This window comes from Dellaglioa algida DSM 15638 (genome assembly GCF_001434695.1).
Taxonomy (GTDB): Bacteria; Bacillota; Bacilli; order Lactobacillales; family Lactobacillaceae; genus Dellaglioa; species Dellaglioa algida.
Window position 1 is genome coordinate 65,683 of sequence record NZ_AZDI01000008.1, and the last position, 13,872, is coordinate 79,554.

A 13,872-nucleotide genomic window follows, 5' to 3' on the forward strand; every position below is an offset into this window, starting at 1 on the left:
ATAACTACTGGAGGTTCTTTTATGTCTAAAAAATTGCAATCAATTGTTCCTATTTTTTTGTTAGTTATTAATACTTTGTTGTTTCTCTTTTTAATGCTTCAATTATTTCCGTATCATTTAGGCATAATTGGTCTGTTTTCTATACAAGTTTTTTTATTAATTGATTTTTTAGTTTGTTTAAAATTACAATTTCAGGCACAAGTAGAGGGAAACACTAAATTTTATGTATTTTTAATTTCTTTAATTGAATTATCTTTAATCTCTGTAGACTCATATCGTGATACTTTAAATGATTACAATTTCATCTATTTTCTCATTATAATTTGCATATTTGTTTTATTTTACCTGTCATTTAAACAGATGAAAACACGTCGATTACCTTATGATCTACTAATGATATTCGTTTTTCTCCCAATGTTATTTAAGATCATATTAGTTCTATTTTATATATATATTGGGCATGTAGTGGGCATATATTAGTTAGGCAGTGAGGATGATATAAGGGAGACAAAATGAGAAATAGTAATATGATATATTAATAGATAATAAGAATGATTCAGTAGCATGAAAAGGGGCGGTAAAATTGAGTTTGAAATTTGTGTTAGGAAAAGCAAGTACAGACCATCAGGCAAGCCTTGTTGGACAATTAAAAGAGTCACAAAAAATGGATCCAGCGGGTCAGTTTTTTTATCTGGTTCCAAATCATATTAAGTTTGAAGCGGAAGTTAGTATTCTTGAAGCATTAGGACAAGAAAAACTGACTGAACAGAATCTTTTTGCACAATCAAATGTCCAAGTATTGTCGTTCACGCGATTAGCTTGGTTCTTTTTGAAAAATACACCTTATTATCAGATTCCACGTTTGTCTCAATCTGGATTAAACATGTTGGTCTATCAGTTGATTTCTGAACATGAAGATGATTTAACAATTTTTAGAGGCGAAAAAACGCAGACGGGATTTATTTCACAACTGGTTAGTCAGTTAAAAGAACTGAAAGTCGGTTGTGTTACGGTTGATGATCTAACGCGAATTGCTGGAACTTTTCCAACAACTGGTGATTTAGGTGCCAAATTGCATGATTTACAAATTATTTATCGCGCTTTTGATGCCGCAATGGCTAATCGTTATATTGAAAATAATGATTTATTAGCGGAATTAAGTCGTTATTTCACAGAAGACGGTTTACGAACAAGTTATTTTTACATTGACCATTTTTCACAATTCACGGCGCAAGAACAAGAACTTGTGACGGCTCTAATCAAGGGAGCCAAGCAAGTCACAATAGGGCTAGTCTTAGACCAAGGTAACGCAAATAAAGTTGCTGAAAAAACAGATTTATTTTATAAATCAAGTCGGTTATATGCTGATTTAGTTGGGAAAGCGCGTCAAGTTCAGATTCCGGTCTTGACCGATAGCTATGCTCAACCAAAGGAAAATCAAAATCCTGATTTATCACTTTTAGAAGATTTTTGGATCTCCTCAAGACGATTAGTTAGAACGCAATCAGAATCATTGGTTCATTCGGATTCTATTCAAGTATTTGAAGCAGATAGTCGATATATCGAAATCCGACAAGTAGCCACAAAAATTAGGCAACTAGTGGCAACTAAAGGCTACCGTTACCGAGACTTTATGATTTTAACTCGTCATTTAGACAGCTATGAGACGGTAATTCCACCTGTTTTTAACGAATTCCAAATTCCTTATTTTAATGACTTACAGCATGCGATGGCTGACCATCCGTTAGTTGAGTTATTAGCAGCCCTATTTGAAGTAAAAGCGAAACATTACCAATACGGTGCAATGATGCGCTTATTAAAAACGGAGTTGTTGATTCCACAAGTCGATACGGTTGAAATGCCAATTGAACGCTATCGAAGTGCCGTTGATTTAACGGAAAATATGGTTTTGAAGTACGGTTTTTCTGGTTCTCAATGGCTACGCAAAGATGACTGGACTTTCTACCGCTTCGATTTTACGGATGCCGATGAGCAACAGACGGATAAAGACCAAGCAATTACAACTCAAATTAATCAGATTAGACATTTTGTTCAAGTAATTTTGCCACCTTTCTTTGAACAACTAGATCAAGCAACAACCGGTGAAGCAGGCGCAAAACTTGTTTACCAATTCCTAGTTGAAAACGGAGTAACGAAACGCTTGTTAAGTTGGCGTGATCGTTATTTGGCTGCTGGCAATATTGCTCGATCGGAAGAACCCGAACAAACATGGCAAACGTTTGTCGGTATGTTAGATGAATACGTTGAAACATTAGGAAAGCAGACGTTTAATGCGGATGATTTTATGGCATTAATTCAGGCTGGATTTGAAGGCGCAAGTTACTCACAAGTGCCATCGACTTTGGATCAAGTGGTCATTTCTGAATCCGGGATGGTTCAAATGAACAATCGTAAGATTACCTTTATGATTGGCTCGACAGATATGGTGATGCCGGAACAAGTCAGTCAAACGCAATTATTAACAGATGATGATCGAGCACAAATGGCCGGAGAACTAACCGCTGAACAATATTTATCAGACTCGGCAATTAGCCAAATGGCAGCTGAACCCTTCTTAAATTACCTTGCTTTTCTAGGACCACGTGAACAACTTATTTTTTCATATCCTAGCGGAAACGACGGCGAAAAAAATTTAAATCCGTCGCCTTATTTAATGATGATTAAAGAACATTTTAATTTACCAACACAGCAATTGGCTGCTAATCCGGAACTGACGGAACAATCGGCGTTAGATTTTGTGGGGACGAAGCGGAGCACGTTATCATCATTAGTCGTTGCCAGTCGATTGGCGAAAACAAGGTTATCGCCAATGCCGAACTCTTGGTTGTATCTTTTACGTCAATTAATGGCCGATTCTGAAATTGGGCCGTTAACGAAACAACTGTTGGGCAGTTTAGACTATAAAAATGTCCCAGTTAAGTTAACTCAAGAGATCATAACTGACTTGTATGGCACACGACTAGATACTTCAATTTCAAAATTGGAAACATTCTACCGTAATCCGTTTGAGTACTTTTTACAGTATGGATTAAAATTGAAGGAACGTGACGTCTTTGAATTATCGCCAGCAAGTACAGGAGAGTTTTTCCATATGGGTTTGGACGAGTTGATGAAGGCAGTCGCTGATAATAATCAAGTTTATGCCAACGTTACCAAAGAACAATTAGATGATTATTTAAATGCCATTTTAAAAGACATACGCGACCTACCACAATTTCAAATTCTGGGGAGTTCCAGTCGAATGGGCTATATCGCCAAGCAACTTAGTCTACTATTGAAACAAGTAACGCACGCCATGTGGCAACAAGGTCAACAAACAAAAATGAAACCGTTGAAAACAGAAGTCTTGTTTGGACATGTTGGTGCTGAATCTGGATTGAAGGCTTTAACTTACGCTTTGCCAAAGGGTCGTTCAGTAAATGTCCGCGGTAAAATTGACCGGATTGATTATATGAAGGGCGAGTCAAAACAGTATCTTGGAATCGTTGATTATAAATCGGGGATTCGAAAATTTGATTTTAGTGATGCTTATTACGGATTATCAATGCAGATGTTAACCTACTTACAAGCTCTAATTGAAAATGCGGATGCTATTGCGCCGGACACGGGATTGGAAACAGCTGCCGCTGGTGCCGTTTATATGCATTTACAAAATCCTAAGTTGAAGATGGCAGATGTTCAGGCAAAAGGGTTTGAAAAAACGTTATTGAAAGCTAACCAAATGGATGGGTTATTACTTGAAGATAACCAATTATTGGGTAATTTAGATACAGATTTTGAAGATGAATCACTAGGATACTCATTAATCTATCCGTTTAGAAAAACGAAAAAGGGCTTCACGTCGCCGTCTTCATTATCAAAAAAATTAATCACACAAACTGATTTGAATTTATTGTTGGGACATAATAAACAATTAATAACGGATGCGGCAACCGATATTTTTTCAGGGTCAACGAACCTAAGTCCTGCACGTTGGAACGCCAAAAAAACAGCATTACAATATTCACCATATAAATCTATCTTTCAATTTGATGCGATGTTACCTGAAAATAATTACCATGAAATTAGTAAATTGAGTTGGGAAGAAATAGAGCGACGCCTGACGGACGGGGAGGACGATGAATAATGAGTAAGTTTACATTTACGCCAAGTCAACAACGTGCCATCGACGAGAGTGGGACCGATATTCTGGTATCGGCCTCTGCCGGTTCAGGTAAGACACGTGTTTTAGTCGAACGTGTCATTAAAAAAATCTTGGCAAAAACGAATATTGATGATTTATTAGTTGTGACTTTTACGGAAGCCGCTGCTAAAGAAATGCGTCAACGAATTCAAGTTGCGCTACAAAAAGCAATCAATGAAACAGATAATCGTGAAGATAAACAACATTTAGTTGACCAATTGATGCGCCTACCGGTCGCTAATATCAGCACCTTTGATGCCTTCTGTCTGCAATTAATTAAACGTTATTATTACGTGATTGATTTGGATCCTGTCTTCAGGATGTTAACGGATGTAACTGAAGCAGCTTTGTTGCGAGAAAGTGTTTGGGAGGATTTGCGTGAGTCATTATATGCTACGGATGACGCAGTATTTGAACGACTAACACAAAATTTTTCAAACGATCGCAATGATGATGGGTTATCAGAACTTGTTTTTAGTTTATTTACATTTGCGAGTTCAAAACCAAACCCCGCAGAATGGTTAGCCAGTTTAGCGGCAACTTATGATGTGGGAGATGACCTGGTTGGTAGCTTATACTACCAAACGACAATTAAGCCGTTAATTCAGGCCGATTTAACCCAAATTCAAGCCGACTTGAAAACGGCATTAGACTTATCCGTTCACTTTAGTTTAACCAAACATCAGGTGGTCACCGAGGAAGAAATCCAGCTCCTAGTGGCTATTGTTCAATCAGTTGACGATGATGCGGCTTGGAATCAAATTCACGATAATATTCGTGGGTATAAGTTGAAACGTGCCCCAAGCGTGTCGGCGAAGAACTTAGAGGCAGACCAGGCCACAGCTAAGGATCAGATTAAAGACTTAAAAGACGGTATTAAAAAACGATTAACTAATCTAACTGAGCGCTTCTTTAATTTAAATGAAACAGAAACTTTAGAAATTATGGCGGAGTCCAAAAAGCTGATTGAAAAATTAGTCGACGTGATTGGCTTGTTTAGTGATGCGTTTAGTAAGGAGAAACGTCAACGGCATATGCTTGATTTTAATGATTTAGAACATCTAGCATTGGATATTTTGACGCGAGATTCTGAGACATCCGTTCAGACACGAACGGCACTTCAAGCAAAATATAATGAAGTTTTGGTTGACGAATATCAGGATACAAATCAACTTCAGGAAGCCATTTTAACGCGAATTACTACGAAAAACCCTGGTAATATGTTTATGGTGGGGGATGTGAAACAGTCGATTTACGGTTTCAGACTGGCGGACCCTGGTCTATTTTTAAGTAAGGATAAAGCTTATAAGGAAGATGACAGTCAGGGTAACCGAATTATTTTAGCTGAAAACTTTCGTTCCGTGGAGAATGTAACGGCTTTTACTAACTTAATTTTTACTCAGATTATGGATAATAGAGTCGGGCAAATGGCTTACGATACTGATGCCAAACTCGTATTTGGGGCAACGTATTACCCTGATGTTGAGCAAAATGCTGAGGTGTTAATTTATGAATCGGATGAACCCGAAACTTTTGAAAATCCGGATGAACCTGTTGAAGCAACGAATGAACAATTTGAAATTGACGGGAAGTCAGAAGGTCAGGTTGCTTTAATAGGCCAGCGTATTCAAGAACTAATGACGACTAAAACGGAGATATTTGACCGTGAGACTTCAGAAAAAAGACCAGTGGCGTACCGTGATATTGCGTTATTGGTACCAACACGTAAGAATAATTTAGTGATTATTGATATGTTTAAAAAAATGGGGATTCCAGTTGTTGTTAACGATGCGGAAAGTTATTTTCAAACCACTGAAATTCGTATTATGATGTCGTTATTGCGGATTATTGATAATCCGTATCAAGATATTCCGTTAGTTAGTGTGTTGCGGTCACCTATCGTAGGGCTAGATGAAAATGAGCTGGCCTATTTACGAATTGGTAATCGGACGGATGATTATTATCAAGCAGTACTAACTTTCTATCAAAATTTTGATACCTTTAAAGAAAGTGGATTTGCTAAAAATATTTATCAAAAAATTGATCGATTCCTGACGCAACTTTCAGGATTTCGTGAGATTGCACATGAAAATCAGATAGCGACACTAATTTGGCAGATATACCAAGAAACAGGCTTTCTTGATTACGTTGGTGGGATGCCCGCGGGAAGTCAAAGACAAGCCAATCTACATGCCTTATATAATCGCGCACATGCTTATGAGAATAGTAGTTTTAAGGGGCTATTCCAATTTGTTCGGTTTATTGAAAAAATGCAAGAACGGGATAAAGATTTAGCAGAAGCACCTGTTCAAAATGTAGAAAATGCGGTGTCAGTAATGACCATTCATGGGAGTAAGGGACTTGAATTTCCAATGGTCTTCCTTGTCGATGCGACACATCAATTCAATCAAATGGGGATGCGGATGCCTTATTTAATCGATGATAAAGCCGGAATTGGTATTACTTATTTGAACCCTGAGAATCGGACAGCAATGGATACACTGCAAAAATCAATTGTGAAATCGGCCGTTATCGAGAAATCTGAGGCGGAAGAAATGCGCTTGTTGTATGTTGCTTTAACACGTGCTGAACAACGGTTATTTATTGTTGGTGCTTACGCAAATAGAGAAACGGCAATTAAACGTTGGCAAAAAGCGTTCCAGAGTCAACAACTTGTTTTAAACGCGCCAGCTCGAAGTGGCATTAAAAATTTCATGGACTGGATTGGTATGGCGTTAGTCCGTCATCCGCAGTTTGATAAATCACTGTTGTTAGATCCACCAGTGGTACCACAACTACTTGATGAAAATGCTGTAAAAACGCAATTTAGTGTCAGCTTCTATCAAAAAAAGGATTTACAACAATTAAGTGTTTCCGAAGAAGAAGTCACTCAAATAGATTGGTTAGAGGCAACGACTGATGGCATGCCGGAAACTTTTGGTACTATTGATGTTGACCAAATTGACAAAGTGTTAAATTTCAAATATCCATTTGATAATTTGACAAAAACAACAGCCTATCAGGCAGTATCAGAAGTGAAACGATTATTCGATGATCCAACTAATCGTGAAATGGATCAATTGAGCATAGCAGGTCAAGGCAATCGCTATGTGACAAGTGAACTCGCTGTGCCGAAATTTATGCAGGGCGTGACCGCACCAACCGGAAGTGATATTGGTAGTGCAACACATTTGGTTCTACAAGAACTAGATTTAACCACTGAGGTTACCTTAGTAGGAATTCAAACTGAAATTAAACGCTTAGTCTCAGCCAAGGTTTTAACTCAAGAGGTGGCGGTATTAATTAACGAGCAACATATCGCTAATTTCTTTCAGTCTGATCTAGGGAAGGAAGTTGTATTGGCTGGGAACACCGTACAGCGTGAAGCACCTTTCTCAATGTTATTACCGGCCAGCGAACTCTTCCAAAACGTTGAGTCTCCTGATGAAAAAGTTCTCATCCATGGGATTATTGATGGGTACTTCATTAAGGATAATGAATTGATTTTATTTGATTACAAGACGGATAAAGTTTCTAAAGACAATACTATAGAAGAGATTGAAAAATTAACGGCTCGTTATCGAGGTCAATTGAATCTTTATGGCGAAGCACTAGCGAATATGACGGGGTTAAAAGTTGCACATAAATATCTATATCTGTTGGCTGCTAATCGAGTAGTTGAGGTTTAGGGATATAAAGGTATACAGCAAGAAAATATCGGTTGAACAAATCGCGTTTATTGATAGTTTAAGATAATAAGAACCGTCCACTTATTTTATTGGTGGGCGGTTCTTTGCTGATTTCATTTTTTTGAGGGAAGACCTAACGAAAATGGTTAACGCAATTTCGGTGCCATTTTATAGAAAAGCAAGGAATTATCATGATTTTAAAAAACTTTTTTACAAATTGGTATAGATAGGTTTTTTTTGAATGAAACAAGTCATGTAAACGTTAAAAAACCCATTATGCGGGTGGATAACTAATATCCATACGTTTAAATGGTATGATTGTAACCGCATACAATTACGCTTTTTTAATAGTAATTCGTAATCGTTGTGCTATACTAAACAACATAGACGTTATGGAAACGATATTATTTTTAAGGTTTTTATAACATTTTAAAATTAAATTAGATTGCTTAGGAACAAAGGCGGATGCTTGAATTGCTTTTGAAATAAATTTGTGTGTACTTTTATATTATAAATGTAAGCGTTTTTCCTGAGTTCTTACAGTAATCTAATAAACATTTAGGAGGTTTTAAAATGGTTGGAATTGTAATTGCAAGTCACGGTAAATTTTCCGAAGGCATTATGCAATCCGGTTCAATGATTTTTGGTGAACAAGAAAAAGTTCAAGCTGTAACTTTCATGCCAAATGAAGGCCCTGACGATTTGAAAGCTCATCTTGAAGCAGCAATTGCTACTTTTGATGACGACGATGAAGTCTTGTTCTTAGTTGATTTATGGGGTGGATCACCATTTAATCAAGCAAACGGTTTGTTTGAAGCTCACAAAGACAAATGGGCAATCGTTACAGGTTTAAACTTGCCAATGTTAATTGAAGCTTACGCAGCACGCTTATCAATAGATTCTGCACAAGAAATTGCTGCAAGTATCTTAGGTGAAGCAAAAGGCGGCGTTAAGATCAAACCAGAAGATTTGGCACCAAAAGAAGCAGCTGTTGTTGCAACAAACAAACCTACTGGTTCAATTCCTGAGGGAACTGTCATCGGTGATGGTAAAATTGATTACGTTTTAACACGTATCGATTCTCGTTTATTGCATGGACAAGTTGCTACAGCTTGGTCTAAATCAGTTAAACCTGATCGTATCATTGTTGTTTCTGATAATGTTGCTAAAGATACGCTTCGTAAAAACTTAATCGAGCAAGCTTCACCACCTGGTATTGTTGCACATGTTGTGCCAATTGCTAAGATGATTGAAGTCTCAAAAGACCCTCGTTTTGGTGGAATGAAAGCATTATTACTCTTTGAAAGCCCAGAAGATGTTTTAACAGCAATGAATGGCGGTATGAACTTTAGTGAGATTAATCTTGGTTCAATGGCTCATTCAGTTGGTAAAGTTGTTGTTAACAACGTATTATCAATGGGACAAGAAGATGTTGATACTTTTGAAAAATTAGAAGACAAGGGCGTTACATTTGATGTCCGTAAAGTACCTAATGATTCAAAGGATAACATGGCTAACATTCTCAAAAAAGCTAAAGCAGAATTAGCTAAGGCTTAAACAACAAATAAAAGGAAATTAATTTAGGAGGCTTATTATGTCAGCTATATCAATGATTTTAGTAGTATTAGTTGCCTTTCTAGCTGGTATTGAAGGAATTTTGGATGAATTCGAATTCCATCAACCACTAGTGGCATGTACCTTAATCGGTTTAGTAACTGGTAATTTCACCGCCGGAATCGTTCTTGGTGGTACATTACAAATGATCGCACTTGGTTGGGCAAATATCGGGGCTGCTGTTTCTCCCGATGCTGCACTTGCTTCAGTTGCATCAGCAATTATTTTAGTATTAGGTGGACAAGGTGTTAAAGGTGTTCCCGCAGCTATCGCTGTTGCCGTTCCCCTTGCCGTTGCCGGATTATTCTTAACAATGGTTGTTCGTACACTTGCTGTTCCTATTGTTCATGCAATGGACGCCGCAGCAGAACAAGGTAATATCCGTAAATTAGAAGTATGGCATATTCTTGCTATCTGTATGCAAGGTATCCGTATTGCTATCCCTGCAGCAGCACTTCTCTTCATTCCAGCAAAAACTGTTGCCGGATTCTTGAACTCAATGCCTGCTTGGTTAACAGATGGTATGGCTATTGGTGGTGGATTAGTGGTTGCCGTTGGTTATGCACTTGTTATTAACATGATGGCTACAAAAGAAGTATGGCCATTCTTCGTTCTTGGTTTCGTAGTCGCAGCTATTACGCAATTAACATTGATCGCTATTGGTGCTATCGGTGTTGCCCTTGCTCTTATTTACTTGAACCTCGAAAAAATGGGTGGTTCATCAAATGGTGGCGGTGGCAATAATACCGGTGATCCACTTGGCGAAATTCTAAACGACTATTAGACTGGAAGAGGGAGGAAAAATATTATGGCAGATAAAATTGAATTAACTAAAAAAGATCGATTAGCCGTAGCATGGCGTTCAACGTTCATTCAAGGTTCATGGAACTACGAACGTATGCAAAATGGTGGTTGGACATTCTCAATGATTCCAGCAATTAAAAAATTATACAAAACTAAAGAAGACCGTGCGGCAGCAATGAAACGACACATGGAATTCTTCAATACTCATCCTTATCTTGCATCACCAATCCTTGGTGTTACATTAGCACTTGAAGAAGAACGTGCTAATGGTGCTGATATCGACGATGTTGCAATTCAAGGTGTTAAAGTTGGTATGATGGGTCCTTTAGCCGGTGTCGGCGATCCCGTCTTCTGGTTTACTGTCCGTCCTATGTTGGGTGCTTTAGGTGCCTCATTGGCTATCGGTGGTAATATTCTTGGACCAATCATCTTCTTCGTTGCTTGGAATATCATCCGTATGGGCTTCATGTGGTATACACAAGAATTTGGTTACAAAGCCGGTTCTAAAATCACAGAAGATCTTTCAGGTGGTTTGTTAAAAGATATTACTAAAGGTGCTTCGATTCTAGGTATGTTCGTACTTGCGGCCTTGGTTGAACGTTGGGTTTCAATTAAATTTACGCCGGTTGTTTCAACGGTTAAATTAGCTAAAGGTGCTTTCATTGACTGGACTAATATGCCTAAAGGTTCTGCAGGGGTTCAACAAGCCTTGCAAGACCAAGCATCAGGTTTATCACTAACACCAGATAAAGTAACAACATTGCAACAAAACTTGGATCAATTAATTCCAGGTTTAGCTGGGTTATTACTTACATTCTTATGTATGTGGTTATTGAAGAAGAAAGTTTCACCAATTGTTATCATTCTAGGTTTATTCGTAGTTGGTATCGGTGCTCACGTTCTTCACATCCTATAAAATTAAAATTGAACTCGGGGAAATATCCCGAGTTTTTTTTTATAGTTTATTAGGGTAAATAACGGTATAATTAAGCTACGTCAAAACAGAAAATGGAGTCCAAACAGCATGGTTCAATCAATGAATACAAAAATAGATTTAACAATAGATGCAACCGCCTTTACGGGATTAGCAGACTACGGGACGATAATGATTGGTGATAAAGGGTTTGAATTTTATAATCAATCTGACGCTCGTAAGTTTATCCAAATTCCATGGGATGAAGTTCAACAAGTAGTTGCATCGGTGATGTTTAAAGGCCATTGGATTCCGCGTTATGCAATTAAAACGAAAAAAAATGGGACATTCACGTTCGCTTCTAAAAAGCCAAAGCTAGTGCTACGTACTATTCGAAACTATGTTGATCCAGCAAATATGGTTCAGGCGCTTGGTATGGGTGATGTATTAAAACGTTCGGCCAAGTCAATTATTGGTAAAATAAGTAAAAATAAATAACTAAAAAAGCATTCTCGTCGAGAATGCTTTTTTAGTAGATTAAAATATTTAACCGGAATTCTTCAAAACCGTTATCTATTTCAAGTTCGTTATCTTCAAATGTGAGCTTCTTATAAGGACCACCCGTTAAATAGGTAGCAATTTTATAGTTAGGTAATTCAGCCATAATATTGTGTGCCTGAAGTGTATCTTCTTTTGGTAAGTACCCCAGTTTACGCATAACGGCTTGATCGTCTTCAAAATAAAGCGCGATCCGACTATTTTCATTGAATGAAATGACATCTTCTTTTAAAGACAGCTTACCAAATGACAAATCAACAGGGTATTTCCAAACTTCAAGTTCTTCGTAGTCAATAAGGAGCAGTAACTGGACGTTGGTTTCTAAATCTTCATCGCGCCAGCCCTTATTAATATTTTCATTTTTGGTGATTGACTGTAAGACAGTTTTAAGATTTTGACTATAATGCATTAATTCTTCAATTTCCGCGTCAATATACCAAGGATGATTACTTTTAATTTCAAAATAAGGACTAATTGGATATTTTTTTGAGTCAGACATTTGATTCACCTCTTTCGAACAACTGCTTTAATTATATCCTATAATGGGTGGAAATGCAGTTTCTTTCGACTTATGAGACAACCGCCGATGTATGAGAAAAGGTCGCACCCTATTTAAGATAAGACAATCATGTTCTTTTCTTAAATTGGCTGAGCTAACTGATAATTGTTCTCAATTAGCTTATACTTAAGTAATTGGAAATGGAGTGAGACGTTTGATGGATAGCCGTGTAGTCAAGGTTGGTATGACATTATCAACGAAGTTAAATATTTTAAGAGCCGGGGTATTAGGTGCTAATGATGGAATTATTTCAGTTGCGGGCGTCATTTTAGGAATGGCAGGTGCTAGTCAAGATAAATACTATCTCGTATTAGCTGGACTTGCGGGGATGTTTGCTGGTGCCTTTTCTATGGCAGGTGGCGAATATGTGTCCGTTTCTGCACAAAGAGAGACACAAAAGTCAGTTATTCAACTGGCAGCAACACGATTACAAGAAAACCATGAATTTGAGATTGAACGTTTAATTGGTATTTATCAGGGTAAGGGACTATCACGAACGGTTGCAGCGGATGTCGTTTCTGAATTAATGAGTCAAAATGAGTTGGAAAATTATTGCAAAGAAGTTAATAATATTGATGTTGGCGAATACCTGAATCCTTGGCATGCCGCAGTTTCATCAGTGATTTCATTTGTGGTTGGGTCACTGGTTCCTTTGTTGTTGATAACAATATTGCCAGCGGGGATGATGATCCCGATGACCGTTATCGGCGTCGCCCTAGCCTTGCTTCTAACCGGGGCGATAAGTGGCGTACTAGGGCACAATAATGTTAAGTACGCGATGACTAGAAATGTTGTGGTTGGATTAGTTACCATGATTGTGACTTATTATATTGGTGGATTATTCGGTTAAAAAGCGACACTTTTTTTGAAAAAGAGGTATGCTTAACTAAAAGGAGTGTTGTTTATGTTTCCGGAAAGACTAAAAGCATTGCGTAGAGGTAGTGGGTTAACGTTAACGCAACTAGCCGTTGGGCTTAATCAGTCACAAGAATCGACGCATAATTTAAATTCTGGTCCTCAGATTGGTAGTTGGGAGCGTGGTATTAACACGCCTTCGTATCTAGAGGTTAGAAAATTAGCTGAATTCTTCCATGTCTCAATTGATTTTTTAGTCGGCCAAACAAATAACGAGGTCATCGACCTTGAAGATTTATTTGCTCGGACGGCAACACTCTCCTATCGAGATAAAAACTTGTCGGGTAATGATCGTTATGAAGTTATCCAGATGATACAGGGCTATTTAATGGGTAAATACCAACCACGTAGTCTTGAAGAAAATGACGATTTAGCGTTACCTCTTGAAGATGAGAATAACTAAATAAAAGCGCTACTTTAGAATTTATTTTTACGATTAGACGTGATATAATTTAGGTGACTTTTCGAACCAAATGAAGTTGATGAGTGTTTTCGGAGACGATACCAACTGGGACGGTTCGAGGGTCATAAATAAAACGTGTCACTAGACACAAGGAGGATTTTATTCATGGAACAAGGTACAGTAAAGTGGTTTAACGCAGATAAAGGTTTTGGT

Annotated in this window: 9 protein-coding genes; 8 read left to right on the forward strand and 1 reads right to left on the reverse strand. The window is 37.7% G+C overall.

Annotation, left to right across the window (positions count from 1 at the left end; genetic code table 11):
* The first annotated feature begins 583 nt into the window (after nt 1–583).
* From FC66_RS06080 to FC66_RS06105, 6 genes are all read left to right on the forward strand, one after another.
* Entirely contained in the window at nt 584–4,147 is a 3,564-nt protein-coding gene (locus FC66_RS06080; protein ID WP_057974500.1) for a PD-(D/E)XK nuclease family protein, read from the forward strand.
* Nucleotides 4,147–7,893, forward strand: a complete 3,747-nt coding sequence (gene addA, locus FC66_RS06085) for a helicase-exonuclease AddAB subunit AddA (RefSeq protein ID WP_057974501.1) — start codon at nt 4,147–4,149, stop codon at nt 7,891–7,893. The genes FC66_RS06080 and addA overlap by 1 nt, the downstream gene beginning before the upstream one ends.
* A gap of 573 nt (nt 7,894–8,466) precedes the next feature.
* Nucleotides 8,467–9,450 (forward strand): mannose/fructose/sorbose PTS transporter subunit IIA, encoded by a 984-nt coding sequence (locus FC66_RS06090; protein ID WP_057974502.1) that lies wholly within the window; start codon nt 8,467–8,469, stop codon nt 9,448–9,450.
* A gap of 37 nt (nt 9,451–9,487) precedes the next feature.
* Nucleotides 9,488–10,291 carry a PTS mannose/fructose/sorbose transporter subunit IIC gene (locus FC66_RS06095; protein ID WP_057974503.1) on the forward strand — a complete coding sequence of 268 codons (804 nt, stop codon included), beginning with the start codon at nt 9,488–9,490 and terminating at the stop codon, nt 10,289–10,291.
* 24 nt (nt 10,292–10,315) lie between these two features.
* Nucleotides 10,316–11,227: a PTS system mannose/fructose/sorbose family transporter subunit IID gene (locus tag FC66_RS06100; protein WP_057974504.1), complete on the forward strand. Its 912-nt coding sequence runs from the start codon at nt 10,316–10,318 to the stop codon at nt 11,225–11,227.
* Between the two features lie 108 nt (nt 11,228–11,335).
* Nucleotides 11,336–11,722: a DUF956 family protein gene (locus FC66_RS06105; RefSeq protein WP_057974505.1), complete on the forward strand. Its 387-nt coding sequence runs from the start codon at nt 11,336–11,338 to the stop codon at nt 11,720–11,722.
* 31 nt (nt 11,723–11,753) lie between these two features.
* Here the strand turns inward: FC66_RS06105 and FC66_RS06110 are convergent, their stop codons facing one another.
* Nucleotides 11,754–12,281 carry a hypothetical protein gene (locus FC66_RS06110; RefSeq protein WP_057974506.1) on the reverse strand — a complete coding sequence of 176 codons (528 nt, stop codon included), beginning with the start codon at nt 12,279–12,281 and terminating at the stop codon, nt 11,754–11,756.
* A gap of 217 nt (nt 12,282–12,498) precedes the next feature.
* Here FC66_RS06110 and FC66_RS06115 point away from each other — a divergent pair, with 217 nt between their 5' ends.
* Nucleotides 12,499–13,191: a VIT1/CCC1 transporter family protein gene (locus FC66_RS06115; protein WP_057974507.1), complete on the forward strand. Its 693-nt coding sequence runs from the start codon at nt 12,499–12,501 to the stop codon at nt 13,189–13,191.
* 54 nt (nt 13,192–13,245) lie between these two features.
* Nucleotides 13,246–13,659 (forward strand): helix-turn-helix domain-containing protein, encoded by a 414-nt coding sequence (locus FC66_RS06120; protein ID WP_057974508.1) that lies wholly within the window; start codon nt 13,246–13,248, stop codon nt 13,657–13,659.
* Nucleotides 13,660–13,872 lie beyond the last annotated feature (213 nt).